Annotated in this window: 15 protein-coding genes and 2 tRNA genes; 10 read left to right on the top strand and 7 right to left on the bottom strand. The window is 39.1% G+C overall.

All coding sequences use genetic code 11. The annotated features are described in order from the left end of the window. Window positions 1–264 precede the first annotated feature (264 nt). Window positions 265–338, top strand: a tRNA-Pro gene (locus ACJVDH_RS10815). Between the two features lie 235 nt (window positions 339–573). Continuing rightward, window positions 574–849 carry a hypothetical protein gene (locus tag ACJVDH_RS10810; RefSeq protein WP_443947580.1) on the top strand — a complete coding sequence of 92 codons (276 nt, stop codon included), beginning with the start codon at window positions 574–576 and terminating at the stop codon, window positions 847–849. A gap of 11 nt (window positions 850–860) precedes the next feature. Here the strand turns inward: ACJVDH_RS10810 and ACJVDH_RS10805 are convergent, their stop codons facing one another. Then, complete coding sequence (locus ACJVDH_RS10805) at window positions 861–1,442, bottom strand: hypothetical protein (protein ID WP_443947579.1); 582 nt, start codon at window positions 1,440–1,442, stop codon at window positions 861–863. 394 nt (window positions 1,443–1,836) lie between these two features. Here ACJVDH_RS10805 and ACJVDH_RS10800 point away from each other — a divergent pair, with 394 nt between their 5' ends. Further along, window positions 1,837–3,135 (top strand): L,D-transpeptidase family protein, encoded by a 1,299-nt coding sequence (locus ACJVDH_RS10800; RefSeq protein ID WP_443947578.1) that lies wholly within the window; start codon window positions 1,837–1,839, stop codon window positions 3,133–3,135. Window positions 3,136–3,143: 8 nt separating this feature from the next. On the opposite strand, the gene ACJVDH_RS10795 is transcribed toward ACJVDH_RS10800, so the two are convergent. Beyond that, the gene (locus ACJVDH_RS10795; RefSeq protein ID WP_443947577.1) at window positions 3,144–3,935 is read right to left on the bottom strand and encodes a murein L,D-transpeptidase catalytic domain family protein; all 792 of its coding nucleotides are present in this window, start codon (window positions 3,933–3,935) and stop codon (window positions 3,144–3,146) included. 406 nt (window positions 3,936–4,341) lie between these two features. Between ACJVDH_RS10795 and kdpF the strand changes: the two genes are divergently transcribed. The 7 genes from kdpF (at window position 4,342) to ACJVDH_RS10760 (ending at window position 13,327) form a co-directional block, all read left to right on the top strand. After that, a complete protein-coding gene (gene kdpF, locus ACJVDH_RS10790) occupies window positions 4,342–4,419 on the top strand; it encodes a K(+)-transporting ATPase subunit F (protein ID WP_443947620.1) in 78 nt (25 codons plus the stop codon). 35 nt (window positions 4,420–4,454) lie between these two features. After that, window positions 4,455–6,173 (top strand): potassium-transporting ATPase subunit KdpA, encoded by a 1,719-nt coding sequence (gene kdpA, locus ACJVDH_RS10785; RefSeq protein ID WP_443947576.1) that lies wholly within the window; start codon window positions 4,455–4,457, stop codon window positions 6,171–6,173. A gap of 43 nt (window positions 6,174–6,216) precedes the next feature. Beyond that, window positions 6,217–8,244: a potassium-transporting ATPase subunit KdpB gene (gene kdpB, locus ACJVDH_RS10780; RefSeq protein WP_443947575.1), complete on the top strand. Its 2,028-nt coding sequence runs from the start codon at window positions 6,217–6,219 to the stop codon at window positions 8,242–8,244. Window positions 8,245–8,262: 18 nt separating this feature from the next. Beyond that, the gene (kdpC, locus tag ACJVDH_RS10775; RefSeq protein WP_443947574.1) at window positions 8,263–8,823 is read left to right on the top strand and encodes a potassium-transporting ATPase subunit KdpC; all 561 of its coding nucleotides are present in this window, start codon (window positions 8,263–8,265) and stop codon (window positions 8,821–8,823) included. A gap of 141 nt (window positions 8,824–8,964) precedes the next feature. Continuing rightward, a complete protein-coding gene (locus ACJVDH_RS10770; RefSeq protein ID WP_443947573.1) occupies window positions 8,965–10,035 on the top strand; it encodes a porin in 1,071 nt (356 codons plus the stop codon). Between the two features lie 377 nt (window positions 10,036–10,412). After that, the gene (locus tag ACJVDH_RS10765) at window positions 10,413–11,543 is read left to right on the top strand and encodes a sensor protein KdpD (RefSeq protein ID WP_443947572.1); all 1,131 of its coding nucleotides are present in this window, start codon (window positions 10,413–10,415) and stop codon (window positions 11,541–11,543) included. 26 nt (window positions 11,544–11,569) lie between these two features. Then, a complete protein-coding gene (locus ACJVDH_RS10760) occupies window positions 11,570–13,327 on the top strand; it encodes an ATP-binding protein (RefSeq protein ID WP_443947571.1) in 1,758 nt (585 codons plus the stop codon). A gap of 69 nt (window positions 13,328–13,396) precedes the next feature. Here ACJVDH_RS10760 and ACJVDH_RS10755 read toward each other — a convergent pair whose 3' ends face one another. The 5 genes from ACJVDH_RS10755 to ACJVDH_RS10735 form a co-directional block, all read right to left on the bottom strand. Further along, the gene (locus ACJVDH_RS10755) at window positions 13,397–14,140 is read right to left on the bottom strand and encodes an SDR family oxidoreductase (protein WP_443947570.1); all 744 of its coding nucleotides are present in this window, start codon (window positions 14,138–14,140) and stop codon (window positions 13,397–13,399) included. Between the two features lie 110 nt (window positions 14,141–14,250). Further along, on the bottom strand, window positions 14,251–15,318 hold the full coding sequence (locus tag ACJVDH_RS10750) for a DUF6588 family protein (RefSeq protein ID WP_443947569.1): 1,068 nt from the start codon (window positions 15,316–15,318) through the stop codon (window positions 14,251–14,253). 228 nt (window positions 15,319–15,546) lie between these two features. Beyond that, window positions 15,547–15,620: transfer RNA gene (locus ACJVDH_RS10745), tRNA-Pro, on the bottom strand. Between the two features lie 450 nt (window positions 15,621–16,070). Further along, window positions 16,071–16,517 carry a protein-disulfide reductase DsbD domain-containing protein gene (locus ACJVDH_RS10740; protein WP_443947568.1) on the bottom strand — a complete coding sequence of 149 codons (447 nt, stop codon included), beginning with the start codon at window positions 16,515–16,517 and terminating at the stop codon, window positions 16,071–16,073. Between the two features lie 16 nt (window positions 16,518–16,533). After that, window positions 16,534–17,577 carry a PLP-dependent cysteine synthase family protein gene (locus tag ACJVDH_RS10735; protein ID WP_443947619.1) on the bottom strand — a complete coding sequence of 348 codons (1,044 nt, stop codon included), beginning with the start codon at window positions 17,575–17,577 and terminating at the stop codon, window positions 16,534–16,536. Window positions 17,578–17,672: the final 95 nt, after the last annotated feature.

Raw genomic sequence — 17,672 nt, 5'->3', positions numbered from 1 at the left:
ATTCAATCAATTATCGTTTTTTAATGATAGAAGTTCTGAATTAAGGCATTAGGAAAATGTCCCGTCACCATTTAATAGTGTTATTATTTTTAATCGCGCAAAAAACAGAATGAAAATTATTTTGCTGAAAATAAGCAATATAGCTCTGTGAGGCTGTTTTTTTGCCGTTTTACCTTGACAATCGAAGTAGTTTTTCTATATTTGCATTCCCAATTCGGAGGTAGTTATTCACTTCCGGGATTGAAAAAAGAAGATACCAAAGTTCGGGATGTAGCGTAGCCCGGTATCGCGCCACATTTGGGATGTGGAGGTCGTAGGTTCGAATCCTGCCATCCCGACACAAATTGCAAAAGCCTTAAATCTATTGATTTAAGGCTTTTTGTTTTTTATCCCCCCCGAAAATCCATCAAGCAGAGAATTTTGAATATTGTTTTTGCCTTTTTCTGATAAAAATAATTTTAATGTTACCTGTTTGTTCTGGTGCCAAATTAAACACCATTATGATTATTTGTGCAATTCGCTTGTATCTTCCCGGTCAAGTATTTAGGTTTGCGCCACAATAATTTATAACATATGCAAACACTTGCCCAACAAGGAGTCTCCATCATTACGCAAACGCGTGCGGTTTTAAGTAAAAAATACGGGTATGTCGCGCAAAGCGGATATAACAATCAATTTGCAGAATTACTAAGCGAAGATGGACAGGTTAAGATTTTACTTGTTGAAGAAAATGGTGCATTGAGCTTTGAAGTTGGCGTTCATCGAGATCATCCGCAACGCGAAAAACTTCAACAGGAAATTACAATCCTGGTTACAGATATTTTAGATATCGTAAGCATATTGAATTAAATTTCATTGGGTTAACTTTTTTGAAGATGCAACTCATCTAAAATCATTTCCATCTTGCTTAGCAATTTGTTTCTGAGCAATGCATTACCGCTATTCAATCTGGTAACCAACGTATGTTTTTTCTGTAGGTAATTTTTGAGGTGTTTGCGGTCATAAACCAGCATCCAATTGATGTTATCTGTAAGATCAGCGTATTTGACAGTTTGTGCCACGGGCGAAATCGTTTCCAGTCTTTCTGCTTCTCGTTTCTTTCTTTGCTTCTTATTTAAAAACGGGAAAGTGTCTTTCGTAAAAACGTCGGTAAGCGCTACAACAGCTTCAGCAATCTGATTTGCAGCGTCTATCTCATAATTCAGTTCACCAAGCTTGGTTAGAAGTTGTGCGGAAGTCGTTTCGGTATCTTCAAGCAGATCATGACAAATTCCGATTTCGTAGGCTAAAGGAGCATAAGGCGCAGCTTCGCACGCAACACGTAATAAGTGGTTGAAATAATCTTCCTCCGTTTTATGAATTTTTTGTCCGCGGTGGCAAGTCCGTGTCCAATCTGATAAATTTTGGCGGCGAATCGTTTCCGTTGAAGTCAATCTCTGCATAAAATTTGTTTCTGCTTCCACTCAATGGAAGATCATATTTGAGCAGATAGGTATAAAAACTCATTTAAAATGTCTTTGTTTGAAAATTTTTTGTGTTCAATTCTCCCTAGAAGTTTAGAAAATCTAAAATTTCAAAAAACAAAACAGACAAAAAACTGCTTTTTTAGCTATGCATACACACAAATCAGATCTATTACGCCATTGCGTTTACTTTTTTTTATGTTCGATACTTCTTTTTTGCCTTCAATCCTGCGGCCCCAAAGGGGCTGAATTTGGCAAATCTATTTCTTCTGCAACAGGAAATAAAATTTACAAAAATCTGGATGCGCAAGAGTTTTCAAAACGCTTTCAGCAAGTGCTTAAATCAACATCGGGCTTAAGAAATCCGAAATTTATGCAAGAATTTTACGCCAGTCATAATTTTGAACCTCTGCTTTGCGACAAATTTTTGGCTGATGATGCATTGGCAGGGTCGATTCAAACACTTTCTGGTGCTTCTAGTCATGGTATCGATCCGAAGATTTTTCATATTGATGCATTAAAGGCTAAATTGGAAACCGTTACTTCCAGGGAAAAGATAAAGAATGTAGATGATGCGTACCAGGCACTTATCGAACTCGAAATTTCTGCAGCATCTTCTTTAACCGATTATAGTAATGCAATGCAATTTGGCTTGGTTAGTCCGCGCAGAATTTTTGCACAATACTACACTCCGGTAAAACGCCCGGATTCTATTAGTTTTAGAAAGGTTTTTGAGACTACAGATCTGAAGAATTTTTTAGATAGTGTGCAGCCAAAAGCTAAATCTTATCTCGCTTTGCAAGCGGCACTAAATGCGGAATTGAAAGGTGCACAAGGTAAAGATGGCGAGCGTGCACGTACATTAATGGTAAATCTGGAACGATTGAGGTGGTCTAATCGTCCTGAGGATGACAAATATGTATGGGTAAATATCCCAGGTTTTTTTCTTCAGGTAATCGAAAAAAATCGCGTTGCATTACAAATGAAAGTTTGTGTTGGCGAAGGCAGAGATCTGTCTAAACAAACAGAACTTACAGAATACGATGAAAATGATTTGAATAAAGATCGGCCTTTTAATAGAGAAACGCCTCAGCTTAAAAGTTTAATTCACAGTGTACAAGTTAATCCGGTTTGGAACATACCGCAAAGTATTGCCAACAAAGAAATCACAAAATATGCTGCAGCAGATCGGTATTATTTAAGCAATAATAATATTGATGTTTACCATGATGGGAAGCTGGTTGATAATCCGGAAACAATAAACTGGTCTGATGGCGCTGGAGGGTATTCATTTAAGCAACGTCCGGGTGATGACAATTCTCTAGGGAAAATCAAATTTCTATTTGACAACCAGAGTAGCGTTTATTTACATGATACACCTGCTAAAGCTGCTTTTTCTAAAACAAACCGCGCAGTTAGTCATGGTTGCGTGCGGGTAGAACAACCTCAAGAATTGGCACATATATTATTTGGCGATGGAGAAAAGTTTAACCGTATTAAAACCGGAATGGCCAGTAAAAATCCAAAAGCAGAAGATATTGTTTTGCCGAATAAAACTCCTGTTTATCTGGATTATATGACTGCCTGGCTTGGTGAAGACGAAAAGATCCAATTCGTTAAAGATGTGTATGGTCTCGATGCCGTTCTTTTTACTTACTTAAATAAAGTTTAACATCAGGGCTAATCGCTATGACTTACCATCGCGCCAGCATTAAAAATATATGCCAATTCTGCTGATGCTTCTGTTAAGTGTGTTGAGATATAGTTTGGCGCAGATCGATTGATAAATAATATGCTTCCGGCGCCAAGTGTAGAAATCACTTGATCAGACAATTCGCTTGCAACCGCTGGGCAGCCCTGGCTTCGGCCAAGTCTGCCCAACGCGCGGATAGACGATTCGCTTACATAAGGTGCACCATGTATTACGATTGCACGGTTTCTTGCCTGATCGTTAAAGCCACTGTCTAAACCATCTAATTTTAGGGATCGGCCGTGTGCACCAGCATATTCTTCGCCCGTAATAAAGAAACCCATACTACTGGAATAAGAATCTTCTAAATTGGAAAATTTAGAGGCCACATCATCTCCGCTGGCTTTTCCATGTGCCACCCATGAGTTTAATAATAAGGAATCGTTTTTCAGGTCTATCAGGTACAGGCGTTTCGCGGTGCTATTCTGGTCAAAATCGGCAATGGCAAGGAGTGCCTTGTCTGCACGTGCATCTGTTGCTTGTACATTCAAATAACCTCTCAGACCTTTTTCAAATACTTCGAACGATAAACCATAATTCTTTAAGTGCGCTTCCTGATATATATTTTCTGCATATCGGTAATATGGATTGTAGAATGAATAGGGCTTTGTAACGATCTGTTCCCCACCTTCGGAAGGTTTTTTATATGCCGAAAGTAGGCACGTTGCTAATACAAAAAATAGACCGATAAAACTCAGGATATATTTCTTTTTTAATTTCATGAGCAATTTGTTTAAGTCGGTCTTTATCTATAGGCTTTTCTTTTGGTTACTATCAAGATAGCCATTTTTAAACTAAAAATCAAAATTTTCAGGTAATAAACACTCTTCATACGATTGTGTTATTCTCCGAATACTCATCAATTTTCACTAAACCAAATCCTTCCAAAATGAAAAATACCCTTCCAAAATGAAAGGGTTATTGATGTGTTAAAAAGCGTAAGTGTACGTGTATTTTATTTAATTTATTGATTTTTAGCTTGTTGTGTTGTTTTTGTTTTTTCTGGTATATCGCTTGACTATAGCCTGAAAAAATAAACATCATGACCATATTATTATTTCTTCTTTTAATTCTGCTCGCCTGGGCATCGTATAAATCTATTGATTGGTTCGAAAAAATCTAAACCCTATGACTGCATTATTCATTATCGCCGTTGCCGTATTTATCTATATGATTTACGTGCTTCTGAAACCCGAAAAATTTTAATTCAAACGCTTTAAAATTATTTAACACGTTAAAAAATGAACACTGAATTAACCGGCATCATTGCCACATTCTTGCTTACGTTGCTTATTGCTATCCCTTTGGGTAAATATCTGGCAAAAGTATTTGCAGGAGAAAAAGTCTGGACAGATTTTTTAAAACCCTTTGAAAATTTAATCTATAAACTTTCTGGTATTCAATCTAAGGAACAGATGAACTGGAAACAACACATGAAAGCCCTGATGACCATTAATTTACTGTGGTTGGTTTATGGCTTTTTTGTGCTCATATTTCAAAACCATTTGCCTTTCAATCCCGATGGAAATCCTGGAATGACACCAGATTTGGCTTTTAACACGATAATTAGTTTTGTTGCCAATTGTAATCTGCAGCATTATTCTGGTGAAAGCGGAATCACGTATTTCTCACTGCAATTTGTACTTATGTTCCTTCAATTTGTAAGTGCAGCTACCGGAATTGCAGCAGCAGTAGTGTTTTTTAAAGCCTTTCGGGATAAAACCACTCAGCAATTGGGTAACTTCTGGTTCTTTTTCGTCAGGGCAATTACGCGTTTACTTCTGCCAATTTCTATACTTGTTGCATTAATTTTAAGCTTTAACGGCACGCCGGCAAGTTACCAGGGCAAAGATCAGTTTATCTCGCTGGAAGGAGATACCGTGCAGGTTTCTCGCGGGCCTGCGGCACAAATGATTGCAATAAAACATTTAGGTACAAATGGTGGCGGTTATTTTGGAGCAAATTCTGCGCATCCATTCGAGAATCCAAATTATTTGACCAACATGGTCGAAATGATTGCGCAAACCATTATTCCACTGGCTATGGTTATTGCATTCGGTTATTTTATCGGCCGAAAAAAGCTGGCCTGGACAATATTTGGCGTCATGACGATTGGTGTGTTGATCTTGATGTTGCCAACGCTTTCATCAGAGCTTGGCGGCAATCCGGCATTGGCAAAAATGGGAATTTCGCAGAATACGGGCGCAATGGAAGGGAAGGAAGTTCGCTTTGGACCAGCCGCAACTGCCTATTGGAGTACACTAACAACAGTAATTTCTACGGGTTCTGTAAATGGAATGCACGATTCTACGATGCCGCTTACTGGGCTGTGGCAACTATTGGCCATGATGATCAACTCATTTTACGGGGGTTGCGGCGTTGGTTTACTAAATTATTTTGTTTACCTAATGGTTGCGGTATTTATATCTGGTCTTATGGTTGGCAGAACGCCAGAATTTTTGGGCCATAAAGTTGAAGCCAGAGAAATAAAAATTGCCGCAATTGTTACGCTACTTAGTCCTTTTCTCATTTTGGCAGGAACCGCCATTTCCAGTTATGTTTTTAACAATTATGGCGCTGCAGATTGGGCGGTGAAACCCGAAAACTGGCTTAACAATTCTGGTTTTCACGGTTTCTCAGAGATGCTATACGAGGTTACTTCATCTAACGCCAATAACGGATCGGGTTTTGAAGGTCTCGGTGATAATAATGTATTCTGGAATGTACTTACCGGAGTTATTATTTTTCTGGGTAGATTTCTGCCAATTATCGCTCCCATAGCCATTGCCGGATTACTTGGCGCTAAAAAATTTATTCCCGAATCTGCGGGGACGCTGAAAACCGATACCAAAACTTTTGCGTTGATGACACTTGCTGTAATCCTCGTGCTGAATGCGCTTTCCTACTTCCCGGCGCTGGCACTAGGTCCGCTGGCAGAATATTTCACGCTGGTAAAGTAACAAGCATCGAGATCTGTTTATCTAGAATTTTCAAAAATCAAAAATGAAACCCAATACAAAATTGTTTGAAGCTGCCTTAGTGCAGACTGCATTAAAGCAATCCTTCGTAAAATTAGACCCAAGGGTAATGGTGCGCAATCCGGTAATGTTTACTGTTGAAATCGGAACATTAATTATGGCTTACGTAACCATATATTCTGTAAGTAACACGGGACAAGGCAGTGCCTGGTATAATTTTTTCATCTTTTTAATTCTCTTGTTAACGCTTTTGTTTGCAAATTTCGCTGAAGCTATTGCCGAGGCCAGAGGTAAAGCTCAGGCGGATAGTTTGCGGAAAACCCGCGAAGAAACGCCGGCAAAAGTGCTTCGACCAGATGGAAGTGTAGAAACAATTTCTTCCAATCAGCTTCGCAAAGGTGATGTATTTATCTGCGTTGCGGGCGATATCATTCCCACAGATGGAGAAATTATTGAAGGAATCGCAACAATTGATGAATCTGCTATTACCGGAGAGTCTGCGCCTGTAATCCGCGAATCCGGCGGCGATAAATCTTCCGTTACCGGCGGCACAAAAGTACTTTCTGATGAAATAAAAGTGCAGGTAAGTACTGCGCCCGGCGAAAGTTTTCTGGATAAAATGATTGCCCTGGTAGAAGGTGCATCCAGACAAAAAACACCAAATGAAATCGCTCTTACCATACTTTTGGCCAGTTTTACCCTCGTTTTTATTATCGTATGCGTAACTTTAAAACCCTTTGCAGATTACGCAAATACACCAATCACAATAGCTGCATTAATTTCTTTATTCGTTTGTTTAATTCCAACAACTATAGGCGGACTTCTATCTGCAATCGGAATTGCCGGAATGGATCGGGCATTGCGTGCAAATGTGATCACCAAATCCGGAAAAGCCGTGGAAACTGCCGGAGATATAGATGTATTGTTGCTGGATAAAACCGGAACCATCACCATTGGAAACCGTAAGGCAACTAATTTTTTCGCCAGCACCGGAATTGATCTCTCCAATTTTACTGAAGCCTGTATATTAAGTTCACTTGCTGATGAAACGCCTGAAGGAAAATCAATTGTAGAACTTGCAGCTGCACAAGGCTACCATTCTAATGGCATTCCGGACGGTGCAGTCTTTATCCGTTTTACGGCGGAAACCAGATCTAGCGGAATGGATACTGCAAATGGGCAACGCATTAGGAAAGGAGCCTTTGATTCGATCCGGAAAATCGTAGAAGATGCAGGCAATATCTTCCCTAAAGATGTAAAAGAACATGTAAAAAACATCGCTTCTAATGGCGGTACACCTCTTGTAGTTTGCGAAAATGAGAAGGTACTTGGCGTTATTGAATTGCAGGATATTATTAAACCCGGCATTAGTGAGCGTTTTGAACGTCTCCGTAAAATGGGCGTAAAAACGGTTATGGTTACCGGCGATAATCCTTTAACCGCAAAATATATTGCTGAAAAAGCCGGTGTGGATGATTTTATTGCCGAAGCGAAACCGGAGGATAAGATGAATTACATTAAGGAAGAACAGGCCATTGGAAAACTGGTTGCGATGATGGGCGATGGAACGAATGATGCGCCTGCACTTGCACAGGCAGATGTTGGTGTGGCGATGAACAGTGGAACGCAGGCGGCTAAAGAAGCCGGCAATATGGTCGATCTAGACAATGACCCAACAAAATTAATTGAAATTGTTGAGATTGGTAAACAACTGCTCATTACCCGTGGCACGCTTACCACATTTTCTATCGCAAATGACGTAGCCAAATACTTTGCTATTGTTCCGGCTTTGTTTATCGCTTCGATTCCCGCATTGCAACACTTAAATATTATGGGTTTGCACACACCAGAATCTGCCATTCTATCTGCGGTTATTTTTAACGCCATTATTATTCCCATTCTAATTCCGCTCGCATTAAAAGGTGTGGCGTATAAACCAATTGGTGCCACAGCGCTACTGCGGCGTAACCTATTTATTTATGGTATTGGTGGCGTTGTTGCGCCCTTCATCGGGATTAAAATTATTGATTTATTGGTCGGCCTTTTTGTATAGGCTCTAAAGAAAAAAGTTATGAAAAAATATATCGTTCAATCGCTCCGTTTAACGCTGGTACTGTTGGTTTTGCTTTCTGTAATTTATCCAATTGGTATCGCGCTTGCGTCAAAACTTGCAAAAGGAAATGGCGGCGGAGAAGCGCTCGAAAGAAATGGAAAAAAGGTTGGTTACGCACGTTTAGGACAGCGTTTTACCCAAGGTGGATATTTTTGGGGAAGGCCATCGGCAGTGGATTATAACGCGGCGGGTTCTGCAGGTTCTAATAAAGGGCCATCAAATACTGCATATTTACAAGAGGTGCAATCCAGAATAGATACCTTAATGAAATATAATCCCGGAATCAAAAAATCGGATATTCCTGCAGATATGGTTACCGCATCTGGCAGTGGTTTAGATCCCGATATTTCAGAACAGGGTGCCGCAATTCAAATCGCAAGAGTGGCAAAGGCCAGAAATATTCCGGCTGCAAAAGTTAAAGCACTTGTTTCTTTAAATACATTAAAACCATTTCTTGGATTATTTGGCCCAACTACTGTAAATGTGCTTCAGCTTAATCTGGCTTTAGATAGGCTTTAGTTCTTAATATCCTACAAACCAGAACCGCCCCTTTGCATCAGCGTTTGCCAGCAACACGCAAAGGGGCAGGAACGGTTTATTCAACAATTACTAATGGAGAAATCAAACAGCTGCTTTGTCGGCTGTACTCAAAAATATCAAATGAAAAAGATTCAGTTACTTATCGTATTGCTTGCGCTATCCTTCTTCGCATCTGCACAGGAAATGCCAAAACTTAAAATTTCAGGTTATCTCGAAACCTATTACACATATGATTTCAACCAACCTGCAGACCATAATCGCCCATCTTTCATTTACTCGCACAACCGCACGAACGAAGTAAATCTAAATCTTGGTTTTATAAAAGCCGCTTATGAGAATGGCAACATTAGAGGAAATCTGGCATTTATGGCCGGAACATACACCAATGCAAATCTTGCTGCAGAGCCCGGTGTTTTAAAAAATGTACTCGAAGCCAATATTGGCGTTAAACTGTCAAAAACAGCAAATTTGTGGATAGACGCCGGTATATTTTCGTCGCACATTGGTTTTGAAAGTGCCGTTTCTAAAGATTGCTGGGTGCTTACCAGAAATATATCGTCAGAAAATACACCGTATTATGAGTCTGGTGCCAAGTTGAGTTACAGTACTAATGATGGGAAGTTAACTGCAACCGCGCTTTACCTCAATGGATGGCAACGCATTACTAGGCAAAACGGCAACAATGCACCGGCAGGAGGTTTACAGCTTACGTATAAACCAACTGCTTCGTTCACACTTAATTACAGTAATTACATCGGCGTGGAAGGGGCAGATTCTGTGCGCGTTAGGCGAATTTACCACAATATTTACGGGGTTTTTCAACTAAACAAACGTCTGGGACTAACACTGGGATTTGATTACGGAAGTCAGCAAAAACAAAAGGAACGTAATGAAACTTCGAAAGTTTTATCGCCCGTCGCTATTGTTCAATATAAGTTTGCAGAGCAGTGGGCACTTGCCGGCAGATTTGAATATTACGAGGATAAAGACGCAATATTTGTGGCAACGAACACGGTTAACGGTTTTAAAACTTCAGGATATTCATTGAACATAGATTATTCGCCGGTTACAAACGCGGTTATTCGCCTGGAAGGTAAAACCTTCAACAGCAAAGATCAGACTTTTATTCGACAAGGCTCTTTGGTTAGCAGCAACACCAGTTTAACCGCAAGTATTGCGGTATCATTTTGATTCAGTCAGGTTAAGGCCTAACCTTGTGAATATTAGTGATATTAACGTTGTTGTGCAGATTGTTTTTCTGCGTTTTGTCTCCCCGTCTTGAGGGGGAAAGGGGGAGGAAAAATACTTAAGAGTATGTTAAAGCAGTGCGTTAATCAAAACCCAAAAAATTAAATTCTTTATCAAATGGAATTATTGTTTTGTTTTATTTTGATCGCCTTTGGGGTGTTTTTGAAATCAGCGGCAATGCCGAAGAATAAACGACTGAACCACTCACGGAAGAAAAACCTCCAAGTGGGTAGTCGTTCATTTAGATTTCGTCAATCTGTTATATTTATACGCATTGGTTGCATTATATTTTATGGTTTAATTTTTTCGGTTTAGCAAATATGGGAGTGCAAGAGAAAACAGAATCAGTAAAACATTTTCTGGATCTGGTACAAAAATCCAGACGTGGGAAATTGAAAATCTACGTTGGGATGATTGCTGGTATTGGGAAAACATATAAAATGCTACAAGAAGCGCATACTTTATTAAAAAGTGGGATTGATGTGTGTTTAGGTTATATCGAAACCCATAATAGAGCAGAAACTCATGCATTGCTTGCAGGTTTACCTATGGTAGAAAGACGAAAAATTTACTACAAGGGGAAACTGCTCGAAGAGATGGATCTCAGCGCAATTTTAAACCGCCACCCAGAAATTGTTATTGTAGATGAACTTGCGCATAGCAACATAGAAGGCAGTAAAAATGCCAAGCGCTGGCAAGATGTTCTGGATTTACTTGATGCAGGAATCAGTGTAATTTCTGCCGTAAATATACAGCATTTGGAAAGTATCAATGAAGAAGTTGAGAGCATCACCGGAATATCTGTTAAGGAACGCATTCCGGATAAAATCTTAGATGTTGCAGACGAAATCGTAAATATTGACCTCACTGCAGATGAACTAGTTGCCAGGTTAAAAGCTGGAAAAATTTACGATGAAAGTAAAATTGAACGTGCTTTGACAAACTTCTTTCAGAATGATAAAATTCTCCGTTTGCGCGAGCTGGCTTTAAAGGAAGTTGCCCATCAGGTAGAAAGAAAAATACAGATGCAAATACCAAAATCTGTGAAATTGCGTACCGAACGTTTTCTGGCCTGTATTTCTTCAAATGCAGAAACCGCAGGTGTAGTTATCAGAAAAACAGCACGGCTGGCATCTTATTACCACTCACCTTGGATTGTGCTATATATTCAAACCGATAACGAAACTACCGCACGAATAAAGTTAGACAAACAACGCCACTTGATTAACCATTTCAAACTGGCTACAGAACTTGGCGCTGAATTAATTAAAATCAGAAACAACAACGTTACCCAATCCATAATAGATTTATCTGTGGAAAAAGAAATTACAACCATTTGTATCGGAAAACCACATCTTAATCTTTTTCAGCTAATTTTACGAACCGCTGTACTGAATGGATTACTGAAAAATCTTGCACGCAAGGATATTGATCTGGTAATTCTTTCTTGAGTAGTTTTGATAATGACATGACCGCAATGAAAATAAAAACAAAACTTCGACTTGGCTTCGGCTTTCTCTTTGTAATTGTACTGACTTTTGGCTTGATTTCGCTTATGATTCTTAATGAACTTGCAGATAAGTCAAAAGTTATTCTGAAAGATAATTATGAAAGCCTCAAATATGTATCCGCGATGCGTTATATTTTGGATCAGCAAACTTTGCCTTTATCCAAAGAAAATCAATCCAGATTTGAGTCTGCGATCGCTCAGGAAATGCAAAATATCACAGAGTCTGGAGAAAAAAAAGCAGCAGAATTGATTAGATCAAAATTTTATTCATTGTTAAAAAGTAGAGAAGATACAGAAAGGCAATTGAATTTGAGGCAGCTTTATGCAGCACTTCATAATGTTGAAGCCGTAAACTTAAAAGCAATTTTTCGAAAAAATGAACAGGCAAATGCGGTTGCTGCACGCGCAAATATTTACATTGCAATTTCAGCAACCTTCTGCTTTCTTATTCTTTTCACGTTTATCGTTAATTTTCCAGGTTTTGTTGCTAATCCGCTTGCTGCCTTTAGCTCGGCCATTCGGCAGATTTCCAACAGAAATTATAATCAGCGCTTGCATTTTGATAATGATGATGAATTTTCAGAACTGGCAGCAGCATTTAACACAATGGCCACCAAACTTAATGAGTGGGAAAATAGTAACTTATCTATATTAAAAAGTGAAAAATTACGTATTGAAGCCATTATAACACAGATGCAAGACGGTATTATCGGTGTTAATGAAAGGGGAGAAATTCTATTTTTAAATACGATAGCCTCGAAACTATTAAACCTCGATGCCAATCAAAATATTGGACGGAATGTTTCTGATCTTCAAAAGAAAAATGAACTTCTAGACCGGATTTTATCGCCAGGAAAAGATAAGGCTGTGATTAAGATTTATGCAGACAACCGGGAATCTTATTTTCAGCTTGATTACCGGGAAATTATCATTCCAAACCTGCAAAATAAAGAAGAAAATACACTTGTTGCCTCTACACGCTCTGCTGGCAGTGTATATATGTTGCGCAATATTACACAGTTTAAAGAATTGGATGAGGCCAAAACCAACTTTATCGCTACGGTTTCGCATGAACTTAAAACGCCACTTTCATCTATAAAAATGAGTTTAAAGCTATTAAAGGATGAACGCATTGGGCAGATCAATACAGAGCAGCAAGAACTTATACAGCACATACAGGAAGATTCTGAACGGCTGCTGAAAATTACTGGCGAGCTTCTAGATCTTTCTCAAGCAGAAACAGGAAATCTTAAACTCAGCTTCACAGTTACGAAACCTTTAGAAATTGTTAGCTATGCGCTAAATGCCGTAAGGTTTCAGGCCGAGCAGAAGCAAATTAGTTTAGAAGTACTGTGCAATGAAGAATTGCCTAGCGTTTATGCCGATATTCAAAAAACCGCCTGGGTTCTCGTGAATTTTTTATCTAATGCATTGCGTTACAGTGCAGAAAAGTCTAAGATATATCTGGCCGTAGAATTGGTAAAAGATGATATCGTTTTTTCTGTACGCGATTTTGGAAAGGGGATAGAAGAGCAATATCAGAAACGCTTATTTGACCGATATTTTCAGGTACCGACGGATGGACAAAACAAATCCGGATCTGGTTTGGGGCTTGCCATTTCTAAGGATTTTATTGAAGCAGAAAAGGGTAGGATTTGGGTAGAAAGTGCCTTAGGCGAAGGCAGTGTGTTTTCATTTGCACTGCCAAAAGTTTCTACATATTGATCATCATGGAATACATTTAATTCAAAATGCAGGTTCAATCAGAACCTAGCATTTTGAATTTTGTAAGATCTATTTAAGTGCATAATTAATATAACCACCATCTACCAGCAGCTCTGCGCCGTTAATGAAACTGGCATCATCAGAAGCTAAAAATAAAACTGTTTTTGCAATTTCGTCAGGCGTACCCAAACGCTGAAGCGAAGTTGCTGCTGCGAGGTGTGCCTTGGCTTCTTCAGGAACTGCAAGCTCCAAACCTGGTGTTTGTACCGGACCAGGACTCACAATATTTACCCTGATTTTTCTTCCTGCCAATTCATTGGCGGCAACCTGAGCAATCTTATTTAAGGCGCCTTTGGTTGCTGCATATACACCAGAACCGAGATTTTTGGCTGTTGCAACCGTAGATGAAGTGAATACAACAGATGCGCCATCAACCAGATGCGGAAGCATTTTCTGTAGCGTAAAGAAGTGACCTTTAACATTGGTATTGAATTGCGCATCGAAATCTGCTTCAGTTGCATGCTCAATCGGACTAAAAACTGCAATTCCGGCGTTTAAAAACAATACATCAAGTGAATTTTCGCTTTGTGCAAAGGCGGTTTTCAGCATTTCTATGCCTTGTATAGTTGACGTGTCAGATACCACAGTAATGAGGTTTTCGCTATTGATTTCATCCGCCGCCTTTTTTAAGTTGGTTTCATTTCTTCCGGTAATCCAAACTTTTGCACCTGCATCAATAAATGCTTTGGCGGTGGCAAATCCAATTCCGGTTGTTCCACCGGTAATTACTACGTTTTTATTTTTAAAATCCATTTTTAAACTGTTTTATATAATGGATGTAAAGGTAAGCTTGCTTTGTTTATTTAGGTACTTTTGTAACTAAAAGTAACAGTAACCTTGAGGTAACATAGCTTCATTGCAGTTTAAAAGCCCAAACCGATGCCACCGCTCAACATCCCATATCCACCTGAAAAGCCATATGATCCATATATCCGTATCACGGGAAGTTTGATCTGAAAGCCGATATCTCCGCGGAAGGTTTTAAGGTATGTTTTTTCAATTTGAAAGGGATCAGTATAGGTGATGTATGCAATTTGGTTGTCTCTTATGCTGTTAACAATCGGATAGTTGCCTTCAAGACCCAGTCTCGCCATAGAAATGCTGTAACCGAGGGAAGCAAAAGGTGTGAAGACGGAGAATTGTTTGGATATTGTTGCCTGGAATAAAATATTATGAAATCTGGCATAAATCTGTTGGGTACTAAAATCTGCAACCTGTGCATCATTTTCAGGCACCATTCCCTCTAATGGCTGCAAACTTAAGGGCATGCTATAGTTTAGTGTATTGTATCCGCCAAGAATGGAAAGATCGAAGGGTGTTTTCGTTTTCGCACCTGGAAAAAAATCTTTGATCAGATTGTGTTTGATGCCGAGTCCGAATAGGGAGATGGAGCCATAATGTTTTCCCAGGCGGATTTTTGGCGCTGCTCTGATCATCACTTCTGTATTTGCAGGTAAACCAACGGTGAGCTGAACCTGGGGCGTGGGTACAAGATCGCGGATAACCGCACTTGGTAATTCAAATGAAATGAGTTTATTGTTGTTGGCGTCGTACAAATCCATCCAGGGACCGTTATTTTTATTATCGCCAGTAAAAGTTGGGGAACGGATTAGCGCCGGATCGGAAGGGCGTAAATTGCATGACAAACCGATACTGGTTACGTCAAAAGTTTGTTTAGATGGAGGAACTAAAGAACCGGTAGCCATGATACGCAAGTCAAAATGTAAAGGGCCAATAGTTTGCGCTGTGTTGGTCCAGCCGCTGTTCATACCCAAACCTAAGCCGTATAAAAGTGGATTTGCGTAAGCTTCAACTAGTTTTTGCGCATCTGCTGGTCCGGAGCGGATGAGTTGTTCAAAATTGTATTGCGCGTTTGCATTTCGGGATATAAAAATGGTTAATAAAAGAGCAAAAAACAGGTGTTTCTTCATTTTCTTTATGACTCGGCTAAGGGCGATTGATTGTAATTGAAACGACGAAGTTGAAGGAAATGTTTGCAGGTGATTCCGTAAAACTTGGACTAGCCTCTAACTGCGTTCTGTACAGGTAATTGAGTTGGAAAAAAAAAGATTAGTTTTTCCGAAGGCATCTGAGTTGAAAATGAAATCAAACAAAAAAGCCTTTAGATTTAAAACTAAAGGCTTTTTTGGTGTTTTGTGTCGGGATGGCAGGATTCGAACCTACGACCTCCACATCCCAAATGTGGCGCGATACCGGGCTACGCTACATCCCGAACATTGGTATCGATCTTTATCTCTTTCGAGCTTTCAACAAAACATTAAAAACTCCTTTTTAATATGCCGTTTTGTTTATCGTGGTGCAAATATAGGAAAAATATTATGAGTGCAAATTTTTTCTGAAAATAATTAAACGCATTTGTCAGTGATTTTAGACTGAAATTAGAAACCAGACCATCGAGTTCAATTTTTGCCTCTGGTAACCAGTTTAATAGCAAATTCACCTGTGACGAAATAAAATTCATTTTTTTATCAGTTGTTGGTTTTTCTACGCTTGCGTGATTATATTTTTGTTGAGTATGTAATATTGCTTTGAGGCATAAAAAAAAATAGAGCATTCCATCCGGTAATGCTCTATAGTTAACTAACATAACTTCTGCAGGTCTTCTACTACTACAGGTTTTCTTATTTTGGCTGTTATATTTAATTAAGCCATTAATTATATTTTATTTAATTGGAATACTGAACGAAACTTCCTCTGGCGGTAAACATTGTTTATCATTACAAACCATAAATTCTACAGTCCCTTTTACCACGACACTGCCGGGTTTAATTTTAACTTTTTGTTGGAATACCACTGTCTTTTCAAAATAACTTACATCCATTTTAAATGTTTTCTCGAATTTGGTAATGGGTTTCGGTTCTATCGTTTTGCCAAGCGGTACATACGCTGGGTTTCGGGCAAAAGTAAATGAGGTTTTAACGGGGCCGCCGTCTTTAACATCTTGCGAATAAATGTGCCAGCCATCTTCTATGTTTGCTTTTAAATAAACTATAGCTTCTGTTGTATTGATTTTTTTCGCGCCATAACTCCAGGTTACGGGTTTCTCAATTTGGGCGTGTGCAGCTATATTAAACAGCATGGCCGCAAAGATAAAAAGTAATTTTCTCATGTTTGATTTTCTGGTTTTATAGTCGGCTAATTGCATTAAAGTCCAGGAATGTCACCTCCTGACTAATGTATTCTGGTTTTATGGGTTCTTCTTTCATCAAATCTGTACTGAGGTATTTCTTATTGCTATCTGATAATACAGTTACCACCACCGCATTCTTCCCCAGTTGTTGTTGTAATTTTATGGCACCAATTACATTAGCGCCAGATGAAATGCCAACTGCTAAACCAAGTTGTTTTGCCAGTTTTTGTGCCATTAAAATCGCATCGCCATCATTTACTTTCACAATTTCGTCCAACACATTCAGTTTTACGATTTCAGGAATAAATTCGTCTGAAATGCCCTGAATGCGGTGACTTCCAACTTTGTAGCCGGTACTTAATGTAGGTGATTCTGCAGGTTCAAGCGGATGTATTTTAACGCCAGGATTTTTCTGTTTCAAGAATTTTCCAACGCCCATAATCGTTCCGCCAGTTCCAACGCCGGCTACAAATGCATCAGGGACTAATTGTTTATTTTGCAGTTGATTCCAGATTTCCAATCCGGTAGAATGTTCATGTGCCGATGGATTGGCATCGTTCTCAAATTGTTTTGGTAAAAAAACATCAGGATTTCGTACAGCCATTTCTTCCGCCATACGAATGCTGCCTAAAAAGCCACCTTCTTCTTTGCTTACCAACTGCACTTCTGCGCCCAAACTTGTAATAATATCAATCCGCTCTTTACTTAACCAGTTCGGCATAATAATTTTTACCGGATGCCCCAGTGCGCGTCCAATCGCTGCAAAAGCAATTCCGGTATTTCCACTGGTTGCTTCAACAATTAAATCACCGGGTTTTATTGCACCTTCTGCGTACGCCTGTTTAAGCGTAAACAAAGCCATGCGGTCTTTTATGCTTCCGGTTAAATTGTAATGTTCGCACTTTGCATATATTTTGCCAGATTTGCCGTGAATGTTGTAATTCAATTCGAGCATTGGTGTATTGCCAACTAATAATTCCAGGTGTGCAAATTTGCCTTGCATTGAACACTCTAATTTAACATCTGTAGTAAGTTCCATCGGATGTGGTTGTCTTTTTTGATAAAATTCTCTCACAAAATTGATTATACTGTTAGAATAAATCAATCATAACTAAATAATCGAGAAATTTTATT

Origin of the sequence: Pedobacter terrestris (assembly GCF_052343045.1) — a bacterium.
In the GTDB taxonomy this organism is placed as follows: Bacteria; Bacteroidota; Bacteroidia; order Sphingobacteriales; family Sphingobacteriaceae; genus Pedobacter.
The sequence above is the reverse complement of the archived record's forward strand: the minus strand, read 5'-3'. Positions and strand labels throughout refer to the sequence as shown.